The 16,183-nt window shown below is 60.4% G+C and carries 13 protein-coding genes and 1 tRNA gene; 3 read left to right on the forward strand and 11 right to left on the reverse strand.

Annotation, left to right across the window (positions count from 1 at the left end; genetic code table 11):
* Positions 1 to 746: 746 nt before the first annotated feature.
* The 8 genes from ACT01B_RS20680 to ACT01B_RS20715 form a co-directional block, all read right to left on the reverse strand.
* Positions 747 to 1,427: a hypothetical protein gene (locus ACT01B_RS20680; protein ID WP_445145082.1), complete on the reverse strand. Its 681-nt coding sequence runs from the start codon at positions 1,425 to 1,427 to the stop codon at positions 747 to 749.
* A gap of 54 nt (positions 1,428 to 1,481) precedes the next feature.
* Entirely contained in the window at positions 1,482 to 1,925 is a 444-nt protein-coding gene (locus ACT01B_RS20685) for a hypothetical protein (RefSeq protein WP_445145083.1), read from the reverse strand.
* 232 nt (positions 1,926 to 2,157) lie between these two features.
* Positions 2,158 to 3,330, reverse strand: a complete 1,173-nt coding sequence (locus tag ACT01B_RS20690) for a hypothetical protein (RefSeq protein ID WP_445145084.1) — start codon at positions 3,328 to 3,330, stop codon at positions 2,158 to 2,160.
* A 944-nt stretch (positions 3,331 to 4,274) separates the two neighbouring features.
* A complete protein-coding gene (locus ACT01B_RS20695; protein WP_445145085.1) occupies positions 4,275 to 5,711 on the reverse strand; it encodes an IS1182 family transposase in 1,437 nt (478 codons plus the stop codon).
* Positions 5,712 to 5,837: 126 nt separating this feature from the next.
* Complete coding sequence (locus ACT01B_RS20700) at positions 5,838 to 6,608, reverse strand: TonB family protein (RefSeq protein ID WP_445145086.1); 771 nt, start codon at positions 6,606 to 6,608, stop codon at positions 5,838 to 5,840.
* Between the two features lie 354 nt (positions 6,609 to 6,962).
* Positions 6,963 to 7,178 (reverse strand): hypothetical protein, encoded by a 216-nt coding sequence (locus ACT01B_RS20705; protein ID WP_445145087.1) that lies wholly within the window; start codon positions 7,176 to 7,178, stop codon positions 6,963 to 6,965.
* A gap of 90 nt (positions 7,179 to 7,268) precedes the next feature.
* The gene (locus ACT01B_RS20710; protein ID WP_445145088.1) at positions 7,269 to 7,826 is read right to left on the reverse strand and encodes a hypothetical protein; all 558 of its coding nucleotides are present in this window, start codon (positions 7,824 to 7,826) and stop codon (positions 7,269 to 7,271) included.
* Between the two features lie 455 nt (positions 7,827 to 8,281).
* Positions 8,282 to 8,455, reverse strand: a complete 174-nt coding sequence (locus ACT01B_RS20715) for a hypothetical protein (RefSeq protein ID WP_445145089.1) — start codon at positions 8,453 to 8,455, stop codon at positions 8,282 to 8,284.
* Between the two features lie 679 nt (positions 8,456 to 9,134).
* On the opposite strand from ACT01B_RS20715, the gene ACT01B_RS20720 reads away from it, so the two are divergent.
* Positions 9,135 to 9,758 carry a tyrosine-type recombinase/integrase gene (locus tag ACT01B_RS20720; protein ID WP_445145090.1) on the forward strand — a complete coding sequence of 208 codons (624 nt, stop codon included), beginning with the start codon at positions 9,135 to 9,137 and terminating at the stop codon, positions 9,756 to 9,758.
* 82 nt (positions 9,759 to 9,840) lie between these two features.
* Here ACT01B_RS20720 and ACT01B_RS20725 read toward each other — a convergent pair whose 3' ends face one another.
* A complete protein-coding gene (locus ACT01B_RS20725; RefSeq protein ID WP_445145091.1) occupies positions 9,841 to 10,071 on the reverse strand; it encodes a DUF6429 family protein in 231 nt (76 codons plus the stop codon).
* A 216-nt stretch (positions 10,072 to 10,287) separates the two neighbouring features.
* Between ACT01B_RS20725 and ACT01B_RS20730 the strand changes: the two genes are divergently transcribed.
* Positions 10,288 to 10,626, forward strand: a complete 339-nt coding sequence (locus ACT01B_RS20730) for a ribonuclease E inhibitor RraB (protein ID WP_445145092.1) — start codon at positions 10,288 to 10,290, stop codon at positions 10,624 to 10,626.
* Positions 10,627 to 10,762: 136 nt separating this feature from the next.
* Here ACT01B_RS20730 and ACT01B_RS20735 read toward each other — a convergent pair.
* A tRNA-Ile gene (locus ACT01B_RS20735) sits at positions 10,763 to 10,838 on the reverse strand.
* Between the two features lie 197 nt (positions 10,839 to 11,035).
* On the opposite strand from ACT01B_RS20735, the gene ACT01B_RS20740 reads away from it, so the two are divergent.
* The gene (locus ACT01B_RS20740) at positions 11,036 to 11,407 is read left to right on the forward strand and encodes a nuclear transport factor 2 family protein (RefSeq protein ID WP_445145093.1); all 372 of its coding nucleotides are present in this window, start codon (positions 11,036 to 11,038) and stop codon (positions 11,405 to 11,407) included.
* On the opposite strand, the gene ACT01B_RS20745 is transcribed toward ACT01B_RS20740, so the two are convergent.
* Positions 11,395 to 16,014: a DEAD/DEAH box helicase gene (locus ACT01B_RS20745; RefSeq protein WP_445145094.1), complete on the reverse strand. Its 4,620-nt coding sequence runs from the start codon at positions 16,012 to 16,014 to the stop codon at positions 11,395 to 11,397. The two genes, ACT01B_RS20740 and ACT01B_RS20745, sit on opposite strands and share 13 nt — an antisense overlap.
* Between the last annotated feature and the right edge of the window lie 169 nt (positions 16,015 to 16,183).

Raw genomic sequence — 16,183 nt, forward strand, 5'->3', positions numbered from 1 at the left:
AATAGGTTCGACATGGATCGGTGTATCAATGCTCCGGTCAGTGGCCGCTCGTAAGCGATTCGTCTGGCTGGTGATCGGTTCCCCATTTCTCCTCCCAGGAACTGTCTGCATTGGGTCGGAAGCGAACCTTGGGCCGTATAGGCCGGGACCTCCGAAATCACACGTAGACGCCGCAATTGACGCAACTGTGAAAGCCATTCTCCTGCGCGTCGAGGAGCGCACCACAATTGGGGCAACTCTCTGGACGGTGTTCATTCCAGAACCAAAGGTAGCTACATGGTCTATCCACAGAAAGCGCCTTTGCGACCGCCAGGCCATCAACGTTCACTGGGCTGCCCGAACTCCTTAGCTGCTCGAAGGCCCAATCTTCGTAAGAGCCAGACTGAAGCCATAACCTGTAAATGGAACCGAAAGTGGTCGTCCAGTCGGCGACAGCGTCGACCAACTGGGCCGTCGGATTGAGCTTCTCGGGCGCAACGGTCCTCCGGCAAACTCCACAGTGGATCGGGTTCTCCGACAGGTCAAACGCCAGATAGACCGAATCCACACCCGCACAGTCGCACCAGTCCTCGGGAGGGACCGGCACCATTGGGGTCAGTTTTTGGTATCGCCCACTGATCTCTGGCATGGCTTCCCGCCAAATTGTTGAGTGCTCGACTTAACTGATCTACTGGCGAACCTGATGTCGGCTCCGGGTCGGAGGCGGACATAACAAGTTCCATCAATCCATCCCCTTATAGACCACTCTACTCGACAGGCCAGAGAACCTTGTCATCAACCGAAATTTCGACGACGTATATAAATTTGTGGGGTTGGTTCAGAGGCGCAACGTTCATTCGCTCGATCCCTAGAAAAATAATCTCATCACGCCCTTGCCAAGCACCGGTGGATTTCCCTATGGGGCTAAGGTCCTGGACCGCAGGGAGGTGAAAAAATGGGGCTACCGCGTCAAACGGCTCAACTGTTCGGCTGGCTGATTCGGAAGGCGAGTCCAGACCCATCGCTGCGAATTTGTCGCGCCAGGCGGCCATCAGCTTCATGGCTTGCTCAAAGTCATATGGATCGTTGGCGGCCACTTGGATAGTAATTGCGCCAACCTTTCCATTCTTGGGTGTCACAGAAACCATATGTGGGCACGTGACCGTGAATTGCGTGCCGCCGACGTACTTCAGCACACCAGGTCTGTAGACATAAGCGGACAGACCCACGTCAAATCCGGGCGTCTCTGTGAGGGCGAGGGCCGGCGAGCGTTTCTTCGCGAGGTCGATTGACCACCCGGTCGCCACTTCAATCACTTTGCCGACGCTGCAATCCACAGTTTCGCGTGGCGGCTCGGCGCCAAGGCCGAGAACGCGACCGGCAAGTATCAAGACGAGTAGAAGCGCGAGTGTTGATACCAGCACCAACTTGATCGCAGTGGCCTTCATTTTTACCCCTAATTGAAGTGTCCGTTCCGGGTCGGAAGCGGACCTTACGGCCACCTAATTTTCGTACCAGCGCCGATAGCCGTGCCACTCGAATCCCCGATCAGTGATGGACTGCTCTGGTTGCGCGACGCCGTCGATGACACGGGCGCGCCGACGAATCAGCCTGAGCTTCTTGTCGGGATCGAACACAAGTGAGAGGCCGCTGCCGGCAACCCCACAATCCATCACACCCGGGCCACTCGTGACACAGTCGTCTAAGGCGACCCGACTTTTTACATCATCAAGGGATTGCATTGGCTCCGCGTAGGGCTTCAGCCTGGCTAGGCGATCTTCTCGCGAGTAGTTGCCGTAGAGAATGGCATCAATAGCCTTGGCAGCCCGCAAATTCTCGGCAGTCGTACAGACTGCCGTCGGGCACCTGCTTTCGGCGAAATTGAACTCATGGCCATTGATACCAGCCGCACCATCCTGTGCGGATGCCGTCGCGGCTATCCCCATGGCCAGTACCGCAAGGCAAACAAACACTCATCTCATGTCTTCCCCCTGGTGACGTACGACGGAACGACCTTGGATCATTGGTGTCCGCTGTTGGTGGCGGACACTCATCCACGTGAGTGGTACCAGATAATCAGGCCGAATATGGTTGCTCGCTGGATGGCCACGACACCAACGTAAAACGCTTACTGTCCGCTCGGAGATTCACCTGCTCACTGATGCCGTCGAGAGCCAACTAGCGCCCGTAGCCTAATTGATCGAGTTGAGCGGCAACGGTTTGGCGGTCCTGCATGATGTCCGGCCCCGGATGGAAGCGCCAAGCCTCAGACAGGTACACAAAGGCCAGCTCGGGATGGTTCTGGTCCTTGGCACACCCACCTGCGCCCAGAAGGTCACCGAAGCTACCGACTTGGTCGAACACATCGCGATAGGCGGCCTCCTCTTGTCCTGTCCGGCCGTGGCACACACGAAGGTCATACACATCCATCAAGACGGCGGCGCGGATTACGACCAGCAACGGATTGACGACCGACTGTTGTTCCGCGGACTTCATCACTGCTTGCTGAAGCGCCCGGGAGCCGCCCCAACGTGGTTCGGCCGCTTCAGCAACCATTTGATAGATCGCATAGCTCGCCGGATCAACGGCCAATCCACGCCGAGCCGATTCCTCGGTGAAAGCCGCGTCACCATCCATTCTTCCTACGCGCACCATCACGGCGTATGCACCGCTCAGCGATGGGTCCATCGCCACCGCCTTGGCAAGATCCTCTTTCGCCTTCTCGAGCAAGCCATGCATCGCCTCGAAATTAGCCTGCGGCGTTTGATTGGCCCAAGCTTCACCACGGGCGGCAGCCGCCATCTTGTAGTAAACGTTCCCGCTCGCCGCATAGGCCAGCGCGCTCCGGGGTGACTGCTTCTTCCACTCGTCCACCATCGACCGTACCTGCGGACTGGCAGTATCGAAGTTTTGGGCGATTGACCGCCAAATGGTGTCCTGCGGATGCTCAATAGTTGCAGTCGTCTTCACGTACTCGGCAACAGCCCTATCAATTAGCGCCGCTTGCTTGTTTTTCAGCAACTCCGCCATAAGCCCAGGATTGAGTGTAGGTTGCAGGCGGTAGTGGCAATACGCCATTACCGCGTCACGTGACCAGTGGCTCCCAGGGGGATTTGGGTAGGCGAGGCAGCGCGCGTCCTCATCTTGAATCTGCTCGGCCTTGGCCACCTCCGCTCGAAACGCTTGAATTTCTTCGGTCGAGAACGGACTGCTGCCTTCACTCTGCGAAGGATGCGAGCGTTCAACAGCGGCGTTTCGCGCCGGGACGGAGTGACTATCCTTCGACGGCGGCGTGCCGCAGCTTGCCAAACACGCGCAAAGCAATATCAGGCCAAGTGACTTGCTATTCATTTTTGAAGAGCCCCCCCCTAGTTAACCCCTCAGGATGGTGACCCGACGGGCGAAAGAACACTGTTTGAGCTGATGCAGTCTCATCGGACCCAGTTAGGCGGTCCTTGAACTAACTCGGAACCCGATGAATCGCGGCAGCAAGGGATTATGAGGACCATAAACGGCCTGCGTCGCTTGCTGTCGCCGCGTGGAACCCCCTGATCGCTGGCTACGAATTTCTCCTAGTCCGCGATGTCCGCTTCGGGTCGATTGTGTTGAAAAACTCCGTCTTTACAAATGGATGGCCAAAAATTCGTTCGCGACGTCGACGACAGTTCGATTCTGCATAACTTTCTACTTCGATATCGCCAGAAGGCGATTGTCGCGGCCAGTTTTTCGAGCCTCGAGAGAGCCGAAATTTTGGACGCGACTTTTTCAATACCATCGGTCGGATGCGGACATTAGCTCGAAGCTGGATCCGTAAATGTGGATGTGGGCAATGCTGCGAGCACAGCATCCAACAAGATGCCTCCGCTCTCCATAATCCACTCCCTGTAGTGATCCTCTGCGGCGACTCTCCCTGCGTCAGCCTTAGCAAGCCCGTCAGCACTCCAAAGCTCTCGTACCCGCCCGACTGGGAAGCTATCCGTTTCGGAGTCGACGCCAACAAATGTACGAAAAAGCTCTTCGTTCAGTCCATGGTTCGACCAACTCCACTGCGCGACATCCCTAACACCTTCGGTCAGACACGCGTCGCCGGTCAAGAGGCTGTCAAGGGCCTGCTTGACGTGTCTCAGGACCACGGTGTTCGAGTAGCCGACTTCCATATATCCCCAAATGTCTATTCAAGCTCAAGGTCCCCTTCGGGTCGAGGCTGTGTGAAAACACAAAAACTCGAGTAAAGCGTCACGCTGTTTCACTTCGCGTGATCGTCTCAAAGATCGAGCGCAAGTATCAACGCCTAGTCAGGCCATGATGGCCTGCATCAGCGGCTTCACCCCCATGATCTTCATGACCCGCTTCATGTTGTAGGCCAGCACGTGCAAGCTCATCTCCGTGGCGACTTTCGGCATAGTGCGCGTGAGGAAGTGTGTCGCCCCCATCCACGCTTTTAGTGTGCCGAACACGTGCTCGACGGTTTGTCGTCGCACGCGCATGGCGTCGGGACGTGCATTGAGCTGGTCCTGCATGGTTTCCAGCACCGTCTCGTGCTCCCAGCGTCGGATGCGTCGATAGCGACTGGTGGTGCACTGCGATCGTAGTGGGCATGTCGGGCAGGCCGACGACCAGTAGACGTGCACCGACTTGCCACCTTCATCGCACGTCATGCGCCGAGGTGCATCTTCACCCGCGGGGCATTGATACACGTCGCGGTCAGCCAGGTAGCGAAAATCACGCTTGTCGAAACGCCCCGCCGCCTTGCTGCTGGAGGTCAGCGGCTTGGGCACCAATGGCGTGATACCCGCCTGCTCGCAGGCCAGGATTTCCTCGCCCTTGAAGTAACCGCGGTCGGCCAGGGCAGTGAGCGTATCGCGTTGCATCGCATCGCGAGCACGCGTGGCCATGGCCGTCAGCTGGTGACGGTCATGGCCTTCGTTCGTGACCTCATGGGCCACGATGAGGTGATGGGTGGCCTCCACGGCCGCTTGCACGTTATAGCCGACGATGCCTGAGCCTCGACCGCTGGTCGCCATGGCGCGCGCGTCGGGATCGGTCTGCGAGATTTGCTGATCGGGTACCTCTCGCATCGCGTTACCGAGCGTGGCCAGTTGCTGCATCTGTTCGCGCACCGTGGCGATCTTCTGTCCCAGGTGTTTCACCCGAACTTCCGGCAAGCTTCCAGGCTCGCGATCGGCGCGATCGAGTTCGGCCAGATACCGAGCCACGCTGGATTCGAGCTGTTCTTGTCGAGCTTTGAGCTTGGCTTGGGTGAGGTTCTTGTCCCGGCCGTTGACCGCCTTGAACTTGCTGCCATCGATGGCAACCACCGCATCGGTGAACAGCTTCATTCGCCGGCACAGCATCACGAACTGGCTGCACACGCGCCGGATGGCCAAGCCGTTGTCTTTACGGAAATCGGCGATCGTCTTGAAGTCCGGCATGCAGCGGCCGGTCAGCCAGATCAGTTCGACATTGCGCTGGGCTTCGCGCTCCAGGCGGCGGCTGGACTGCACGCGATTGAGGTAGCCGTAGATGTAGATCTTGAGCAGCGTGCCGGGGTGATAGCTGGGGCGACCGGTGGCGGCAGGCTCGACACCTGAAAAGCCCAGGTCGCCAAGGTTCAGCTCGTCGACGAAGACATCGACAATCCGCACGGGATTGTCGTCATCGATGTAGTCATCCAGTCGCTCGGGAAACAGCACGCTCTGCGACCGATCGGCACCTTCAACGAATCGCTTCATGAGGCACACCCACGCTAGGATGTGCCTAGCGTAGCAAGGCTGAGTGGTTAGGTGTTTTCACACAGCCTCGGTCGGAGGCGGACATCGCACACTCAGTAACTGCGGCATCTGAGCTTAAACAGCACGCTATTGTTGAATGCCCCTCGCAAAAGAGGGTCCCTTCAATAGCCAAGACGTTCTTTCTACACAGGCAGCGGCGCCTTCCTGGCAAATCGCAGAAACCATAACCTCAGGTGATAAGGGCGCACCAGTAAAAACGAACCGAATGGCCATCTGACGCGACGTCCCCAAATCGGCAAACACCCATTCCTCAAGCGTCGAGCCATCACTGCCGAATAGCTTGAAGGTGGTCAGGTGGCCATCGGAGTTACTGGACCCGACCGACTGGGCAGACAGGCCCTCGAGCGCACTCGCCACCGATGGATAGGGAAAAGGCCGTGTGTCCAGAACGTAATGCGGATTCAAATAGCTGGAAGGCCACATTCCGTACTTAGAGTAATTGGCGTTGAAGCTAACTGGCACACGCGCTTCGCTGATGATATTGCTGCCATTTTTGCGTGCTGGAACGAAAAACGACTGGCGCACAGCAGCGACGGCCGAATCGTCTAAATCATTGTGGCCTGAAGACTTATCCACCCGCGCGTTGAGGACGTGGCCATCGGGTGCAATCGTCACATAGACCATCGTCGTGCCTTCGATACCAAAAAGCGCGTCAAAGCCTGGATAGCTCGGTTGTACAAAACGCGAGAGATCCTCCTGGGGAAGCGCATCGCCTAGTTGCGAATTCGAGGCTGGCGTCGCCACCGACGCATTCGATCCAGTCGCTGGACGACTCGGATTATTACTACAGCTGGAGACCATCAACGCGACGCCAAATACCGCCATCCACTTCCGCATGTTTTCTCCCCTGACATACTTATCCCATAGGCGAGCCGACGCTATTGCTTGCGACTCAATGTGATCAGGCTTCGGCAATGAACCAAAGGCCCGATCCACAGCAGCAATGGCCTCAGACCGAGTCACCATCGTTGAATTCTATGTTCGTTTAGACGACCACCATGATGCATCTTAAGCAGGTCCGCTTCATGCCCTGAGCCGTTCCGTCAACTATCTGACGAAGCCAGGCCAGCGAGCAAGGGCGAGCCGCGACGTTGCAGGGCCCTAAGGTCGGAAGCGGACATTGCAATCGATCGCACGGAAGCCGTCTTCGTGCCGCCGAACTGGAGATTGCCACGCCGCCGACATCACGACTCAAGGCGGGTCAACCACCGCAAAAGCGGTCAGCGCCCCAAACAGCATCGTCGCGAGACCCTGGATCACGACAGCCCGATAGAAGCCAAAGGGCTCTTCTGAGCGTCGGTAGGTATGTCCGGAGTCATTGGCATACATGCCGATCTCGCCAGTGCGCAGACCGACAATGATCTTGCCCACGCTGAACGCCGTCAGCGTCCCCATAAACAGCAGCATCCAATTCACGCCACTCCCCCAGCCAAGGTTCTCTACACGTTCTGATACACCACTTCTGCCATGTCCGTTACGGGTCGAAAGCGGAACTTTTTAAAGCTTGCCCCACCACTGCGGGGCCTGGGTGACTCGTCCTCGATAATCACGATATGTGATCTCACACCCCGAGCGTTTCTGCAGCTCTTCGACTAGCAGGCGCGTGCACGCAAGATCTGCTCCGACCGTTTCCTTCCCGCGATATCGAACCATCACTGAGAGAACAATAGATCTGGCCGTTGACATCAGCTCCAGCTGGGCCATCTCCGAGTAGGCCACGTAGTTTCGGTATCGCCAGCCAAAACGCATACCAGCCGGCTCCAGGCGCACGCCAGTAAACGAGCGCACCAAGACAAAAACCGTGCCGCCTAACCCAAACAGGGACATGGGCCACGTGGGGCCTCTCGCACCCGGATGATCCGTCACAATCGCCATGAAGCTGGCTACCAAGGCCAGCATTAAGAAGATGACCACGGGCCACCGGGGAGCCTTAAGTTCGCCGGTTTTCCGAAGCAATTCGGCATTTTTCTGCTCGGTGCGCGAATTTCTTGCTGCAAAAAATGCAGCCAACATGGAACAAAGAAAAAGCAGGGCTATCGCAAAGCCATTTGTCACACGCTCCCCTTACATTAATGAAAGGCCGTCGACACCTTGTTGCCGAATGTCCGCCCCGGGTCGGAAGCAGACACGATGGATGACATCAAAACAGCTCCAACGTGAAGCAAATTCCGCCGATGGCGCAAGTCACTATTGCCAACGTCGCGCGCCATCTTGCTGTTGAAAAGGTACGAACTGCGAGCCATGCCGACGACAAAACTAAGGAGAAGCCGGCGCCCGAGAGGATCCAGAAGGCGCTCAGCTTGATAGCGAACCCTTCGCCTTCGGATCCGGGCCGGGGGTCTCCAAGGAGGGACGTCAGCCCGAAAAAGAGAAAGACCCAGGAGAGGAAGGCCAGGATGATTGCTGTATTTGCGCCTAAGACTCGCCTCACCCGACTACTCCCAAAATAGTTATGTCCACAACAGCCTCAACATTTGGTGCGTTACGGGTCGAAAGCGGACTTAATGGCTCTAAAGGCGTGGAAACCAGACTCCGCGAGCCAAGGGCATGTTCATGTTCGGAATGACGCGCCGCTGGTCGAGAGTACTTATATCCACATCCGTCACGACGCGATCGATCTCCTGGAATCCGAAGACCGGATAGACCTGCTCCTCGATCATTCGGCGTGCGTCGGCCTCATCCATTGCCGTCACCCCACACCCCGTATTCAGGACGCAAGGGCACGGCGACCTATTAAAGGTGAACCAGTAGCGATGAAGCATCGCGGTTATTCCAAGTGTTAGGTTCGCAATGGGTTGAAAACGGACGCTCTGACGCTCGTCGGATAAGCCGCCTAATGGCTGATCGCACTCGCGGGCAGGTCCATTTCGAAAGATGAGTAGAACGGACTTTTCGGCGGCGAGAACAACTTCGCCTTCGCCGCTATGCCCTGGAAGCAATCAGCCACTATCGAATCACCGCTTCGCCAGGACCTCAAGACCTTTCCAGCCGAGTCCAGCTCAACTACAACGACAAAGGAAAACGGTTTCGGCCCGTTAGCCCCCAGACAGGACGACATCGCAGCCTGTACTACAGGAGCCTGAGATTGAACCAACGCCTGTTGTTGCTCCGGTGATAGTGATCCTTCATCGCGATCAGCCCATACCTTGGCATCGGCAAATGTCACATCGGCAGCAAAAGCGGCGGGCGCCGCGATTAGCAAAAGCAGAAGGCAAATCCTGACCATATCTCCCCCATGGATTCGGCCCAGACCAGGCCTGAGTTGAGCATAGCTGTTACTTCCGCTACGGGTCGAAAACAGACATTCCCTAGATCCCCCGGTCCTCAGTATGGCAACTCTCCAAACCGTCGGGGAGTATCGCCATGTCCATGCAGCCCAATGGCCGTCCGCTGACCCCATGGAACCGTGGCAGGGTTATCGGGCAGAAGCTTCCACTTAAGCTCCGGGATATCTTTGGGGTGAGGGTCCGACTTCAGCTGCAACGCCGCATCCGAGACTTGGCCCTGTTTAATCTGGCTATCGACAGCAAGCTTCGTGGATGCGACCTGGTCGCTCTGAGAGTTTGCGATCTGGCCCGGGAGGGTGGCCTCGGTGCCCGGGCCCAGATCATCCAACGCAAGACGGGAAAAACGGTCCAGTTCGAACTCACCGAACAGACCCGGCGCGCCATCATGGATTGGATCAACAGAAGGTGTTTGACCCGAGAGGACTACCTGTTTCCAAGTCGGCAGCGACCCGAGGCCCACCTGTCCACTCGCCAGTACGCCCGGATCGTAAAGCGCTGGGTTGCAAGCGCCGGGCTCCAGCCGTCGGACTATGGAACCCACTCCATGAGGCGAACGAAGCCGACCCTGATCTATCGCCGGACCCACAACCTGCGGGCGATCCAGCTTCTATTGGGTCATACGAAGCTCGAGAGTACTGTCCGCTATCTGGGGATTGAGGTAGAGGATGCCTTGGCGCTATCAGAGGAAACGGAAGTTTGAAGACAAGCCGAGCTTGGGCCGACTGCCCCATCAAGCGGCGCGGATCGAACGCGTACGTGTAGGGGTCGAAGCACGTAGCGCTTCAAGAAGGCGCTGAGAACAATCGTCGACACGCGGCTTCCGCCGCCTGAAGACCCTCGTCCGTCAGGGTCATCTGCTTGCTCTTATTGACGGGGTTCAGAATCAGTCCCTTGGCGAAGAGGCGCCCAGTCACCTCCCAGTCCATGCCTTTCCACACCATCTGGATGTCGTGTAGCGTGAGGTAAAGCAGGGCCAGGGCCGCCTCATCGATCTTATCCGCGTCGAGGTCCATGGTGGTCTCCCGAGGGCCAATGGGTGTCGATTTGAGTACGCCCGGGGAGAGGATCCGAAGGGTTTGGGGCGCCATCGAGATCCGCTTTTGAAGCTTGCGGGCGATAATCGGGCGGCCAATCGGTTTTTCGGCCGAATCTCGACAAGGTCCAACGGCGTATCAGGCTAGATCCACAACGCTATGCAATGGCATCACCTAGGATCGAGGATCTCGCAAATGAACAACCCGGTCTTCCCGGACGACGAGAATGGCGAGATGCTTCGGCAGATGGCTGCGGAGGGGGACGACCTATCGGTACCACGCGAGGTCGACTTCTCGGTCATTTTTCCGTCAGAGGAAACCGCGCTGAAGTTCGCAGTCGTGCTGCTAAAACACGGGCAGAAGGTGTCTTTCGCGGAGTGTGGAGAGCGCGACGAGGTCTTCTGGCTCGTGCAAGTTCATCCGTACATGATCCCCTCGCACGAGAACATATCCGGCTATGAGGATCTGCTGGCCAGTGAGGCCGACTCCCTCAGTGGGCAAACCATTGGATGGGCGTGCGAAAGTCCGGGATGAAACACGAAAATCTTGGCGATTCAAACGTGCGCTTCCGACGCAGAGCGGACACTTTATGGGTAACTAGTGACCATAAATTGGCCAAAGCGGCCAAGTTATGGGTAAGTGCACACCTTACTAAAAACCCGCAAATTTATGGTGGGCCCACCAGGATTCGAACCTGGAACCAAGGGATTATGAGTCCCCTGCTCTAACCGTTGAGCTATAGGCCCGTAGTGCGCCAGCGCTTGATGGCGGGCGTGGCGGGGCCGACATGTTAGCTGTGTTGGGGCGGGGGCGTCGACCGATGGGGCTGGAATGTGGCTGGGGAATGGGGTTCCCCTCATGCTGAAGGGTCGGCTTCCCGCCGCGGGTAACGTAGACTCGCCGGCAGCGCGCCTGGTAGCGGGCGCATCGACGGGAAGGCGCTATGCGCGAATTGATTGAACGTTACCTTGGCGCGTACAACCGCATGGATGTCGACGGCATGCTGGCGACGATGCATCGCGAGGTGGTGTTCGAGAACTATACCGCTGGCGTACTGAGCGTACGCACCCAGGGCGCGGATGAATTGCAACGCCTGGCGGAGAGCTCGCGCTACCTGTTCTCTGCGCGTCGGCAGCTGGTGCTTGCCTATGAAGAACGCGACGGCACGGCCACCGTACACATCCTGTTTGATGGAACGTTTGCCGTGGATCTTCCGAACGGCGTGCGCGCGGGACAATCGATCACCTTGGGCGGCCGTAGCGAATTTCGTCAGCGCGACGGTTTGTTGGTCTATATCGCTGACTACAGCGAGTAACTCGCGGGACGTGCGCTCGCCTTGAGCGCATCGTGGTCCGTCCGGCGTAGCAAGGCGTTGCGCCAATGCTGTTGCAGATCCGGTGCGGCGTCCACCAGCCATTGCGGCTTGTTGGCTACCAGTGCAGCGACGACTACGCCGTCTTCGTAAAGGACGCGCGTGCCGATGACGGCGGGCAGTTTGTTGCCGACGAGTACGGTGCCCACCAGGTTGAGCGGATCATGTCCGCTGATGCAGACCAGTTCGCCTTGCGGCTCGGTTTGTCGCGTTGCGCGTAGGCGGGCGATGGCTTCTGGCAAGGCGAATTGCTCACCCACCAAGCCTTCCACGAAGCGGCCGCCGCGGATTTCGCCACGGGCTTCCAGGCGGTGGTAGACGCGTAGGAGTTCGCGCCAGCTTGGGAGCCAGGGTGCTTCGCGCTCGAGCAGTTTCCAGAACACTACGCCGTAGCGGCGTAGCAGGGTGCGGGCGATGTGTTCGATGGCGTCGGGGTCGGAGGGTTTGGTTGTCCCCAACCGCTGGAGAGCGGGAGCGTTCTTGGCGGAACCTTTCAGCTCTTTCGCGAGCACCCGCCCCTCATCTGCCCTGCCGGGCATCTTCCCCCCAGAGGGGAGAAGAATCTGGTTGCGGACCAGTGACCAGCGGCCGGCGTCTTCGATGCCGGTGAGCATGTGGCGGCGGAGGCGGCGATGTCGGTGGGCGTCGCGTTTGGCGGCGGGCACCAGCAAGGCGCGAAGGCCGGCGTAGCTGTCGGCGGTGATGCGGCCGGCGGCCACCAGTTCGCCGAGTGCGTCTTCCAGCTCGGTGCGCAGCAAGTGAGTGGCGTGCAGTAGTTCGTCGAAGAATAGGGCGCCTTCGTCGCGCAAGGCATCGAGCACGGCCTGCGCGCGCGAGGAGATCAACACGTCCTGGAGGTTGCCGTCGCCGGAGGCCGCGCCGGTCCAGATTGGCAGGCTGCGACGCGGCAACAGTACGATGGGCGTTGCGCGAACCGGGCCGCCGCCACCGCCGCTACCGTGACGCAGACGGCTCCAGCTGACGCGGCCCGCCCGGCAAAGGTCGTCGAGCCAGCTGATGGCGTAGTCGTCGATGCGCGCAGGCAGCAGTTCCGCTTCCCACGCGCCCGCCGCGGCTTCGAAACCTTCAAGCTGGGTGAGCACGGCTGGCAGGGCATCGGGCCCGCTAAGGCGTGAACCTGGCGCCACGTGTTGCCAGTCGAACAGGAAGCGCATCAGGTCGCGCCGGCTTACCGGCTCGATCTCGCGACGCAGGCGGCCGATGGTGTAGCGGTGGATACGCGCCAGCAGGTGGCGTTCGCACCACTCCACGTTCGTGGCGCCCGGCGTGAAACGCCCCTGCATGACATAGCCTTCGGATTGCAGGCGGATCAGTGCGAGGTCGACGTCGGTGGTGGCTACCTGCAGCGTCTCGGCGAGTTGCGCCACGGTGACGGGCCCGAGTCCGCTGAGGCGACTGCGTACGAGTTCGAGCAAGGCCTCTTCGCGACTCCCTGCCTGGCTCGCGAATTCCGCCGGCGCGACGATGGCCGGTTGTAACGTCGCATCGGGGTGTACGGCCTGCCACAGGGGCAGCTTTTCGGCCGAGGTCCAGCATGCTTCGGGCGGGACTGACGCCTCACTCCCACGGAGCGAGGGGGTGAGCAACGTTGACCGGTGGGACTTGGCCAAGTCGGCGAGCCAGGCGTCCCAGCCTTGGTTCGCGTGGACTTCGCGCTGAGTGACTGCGCCGAGTATGCCGAGTGCCTCATGCATCTCGTCGGCGCTGCGCACCTGCGGCCAGGCCTCCTCGCGCACGGCAGCGATCGCTTCCGGGTCGAGGCGGCCAAGATCATCGGCACTTTCGGCGTCGTTCCACCGGCGTGCCTGCACGGCCTGAGTGCGCCGCTCTTCCAGCGGCGCGTCATCGAGGAAGGCGTAGGGCGCGGCGTTCAGCACTTCGCCGGCCAAGGGGCTGGGAGCGGCGAGATCGCGGGCGACTTCGGTGATCGAGCCGTCCTCCAAGCCATGCAGGATATGCAGCAGGCCATCCACATCCATCGCTTCGCGCAGGCAGTCGTGCAGGGTCTGGTTGACCAGTGGATGATCGGGAATCTCGCGCTCGCCAGCGATGTTTTCCAGGCAGGCCACCTGATCGGGAAACACCGCGGCGAGCAGGTCTTCGCTCTTCATGCGCTGCAAGGGCGGCGGCACCTTGCGGCCACCCTGGAAGCGCGGCAAGGCCAGCGCGGTGGTGGCATTCCAGCGCCACCGCGCCGGGAACAGCGGTGCATCCAGCAATGCCTGGATAAGCACCTGCTCAGCCGAGCCGGAATGCAGGTAGCGCGCCACTTCCTCCAGCGGGAAGCTGTGGCTGGTGGACAGCGACAGCACGATGGCGTCTTCGGTCGCGGCGGCCTGAAGCTCGAAGTTGAACTGTCGGCAGAAGCGTTTGCGCAGCGCGAGGCCCCAGGCGCGATTGATGCGACTGCCCCAGGGCGAATGGATGATGAGCTGGGTGCCGCCCGACTCGTCGAAGAAGCGTTCGAATACCAGGGTGTTCTGCGTCGGCAAGACGCCGAGTGCGTTTTTGGCCGCCGCGAGGTAGTCGGTGAGTTGCTGTGCCGCCGCCTCGTTCAGGCCGAGCGTGTGTTGCAACCAATGCATGACAGCCGGTACACCGCCGTCATCGAGGCGGGTGGCGATTTCCTCGCGCAGGCGCGATACGCCATGCGATAGCTCGACCGTGCGACCCGGCGCCTCGCCCAGCCAGAACGGGATATTCGGCGGCACGCCTTGGGCATCCTCCACGCGCAGACGATCGCGCTCGACGCGCTGGATGCGATAGCTGGTGTTGCCGAGCTGGAATACGTCACCTGCCAGACTCTCGACGGCGAAGTCTTCGTTCACCGTGCCGATGATGGTGGCCTGGGGCTCCAGCACGACGAGGTAATCGGCGGTATCGGGGATGGCGCCGCCCGAGGTCACCGCGGTCAAGCGTGCGCCGCGTCGGGCGCGCAGCTGGCCATGCACGGCATCGCGATGGATATAGGCTGCGCGCGGGCCGCGCGGCGTGGCAAAACCCTCCGCCAACATGCGCACCGTGGCGTCGAATTGCTCACGCGTAAGTTCGCGATAGGGATGGGCGCCGCGCACCATGGCGAACAGCGCATCCTCGCTCCATTCCCGGCAGGCCACTTCGGCGACGATTTGTTGCGCGAGTACATCCAGCGGCTGCGGCGGCTGGATCAACGCGTCCAGCTCGCCCCGTCGCACGCAGTCGAGCAACGCCGTGCATTCGACCAGGTCATCGCGCGTGGCGGGAAACAGCCGCGCCTTCGGTGTGCCGTCCACCGCATGGCCAGAGCGACCCGCGCGCTGCAGAAATGCGGCGATGGATCGGGGCGAGCCGAGCTGGCAAACCAGGTCGACATCGCCGATGTCGATACCCAGCTCCAGCGATGCGGTGGCGACCAGCACGGAAAGTTCGCCGCGCTTGAGACGCTGCTCGGCATCCAGACGCTGTTCCTTGGCGAGGCTGCCGTGATGCGCGGCGACCGCCGGCTTGCCCAGGCGTTCGGAGAGATGCCGCGACACGCGCTCGGCCATGCGTCGCGTATTGACGAAGACGAGCGTGGTGCGATGCGACTCCACCAGCTGGGCGAGGCGGTTGTAGACCAGCTCCCAGCAGTCGTTGGACATGACGGCTTCGAGCGGGACGGGGGGAACTTCGATGGCGAGGTCGCGCTGGCGGGTGTGGCCGACGTCGATGATGCATACGTCCTCCTCTCCCCTCTGGGGAGAGGACTGAGGTGAGGGGCGGGTGCTTGCGGCGTTGCTGATCAGAGCCTGCTTCGCTCCAGCCTTGTCGCTAGATTGGCCCCTCACCCCAGCCCTCTCTCCCACGGGACTACCTTCGGGTCGCCCGGAGGGGAGAGGGAGTAGAGCGCGGGCTCCGACCAGGAATTTCGCCACTTCCTCAATCGGCTTCTGCGTCGCCGACAAACCGATCCGCAGCAAACGGCGCTGGCATAGCGACTCCAGGCGCTCCAGCGAGAGCGCCAGATGCGCCCCGCGCTTGCTCGAAGCGATGGCGTGGATTTCGTCGATGATGACGGTACGCGTGCTGCCCAACATGGCGCGACCGGATTCGGAGCCGAGCAGGATGTACAGCGACTCCGGTGTGGTGACCAGGATGTGCGGTGGCTGCTTGCGCATCCAGGTGCGCTCGGACTGCGGTGTGTCGCCGGTACGCACGGCCGTGCGGATCGCCACGTCCGGCAGCCCCAGCTTGGCCAGCTCCGCGCGAATGCCTTCCAGGGGGGCTTCCAGATTGATGCGGATATCGTTGGAGAGTGCCTTCAGCGGCGAGACGTAGACCACCGAGGTGACATCCGGCAGCGCGCCGCCATGGGCGAGGCCTTCGCGCACCAGCATGTCGATGGCCGAAAGGAAGGCCGTGAGCGTCTTGCCCGAGCCCGTAGGTGCCGCCACCAGGGTATGCCGGCCCGCGCGAATGGGCGGCCAGGCCGCCTTTTGCGGCGCCGTGGGCGCGGCGAACGCGCCCTGGAACCAGGCCGCGACGGCGGGATGAAAATCGTGCAGTGGCATGGACTTGGGCTGGTGTCCGGGCAGTTCGGCAATGGATTCGAGATGGGGGTTTCAGGGCCGTTTGGCAACACGCACCCGATATCATGCACCCGTCCTCCCGCGAGGTGGCCAGCGTCGGGCGACCCGTGGAAGGCGCCGCCGAGTCCCCCACGCGCCGCGGGCGGCCACA

The organism is Dyella sp. Tek66A03 (genome assembly GCF_052567735.1).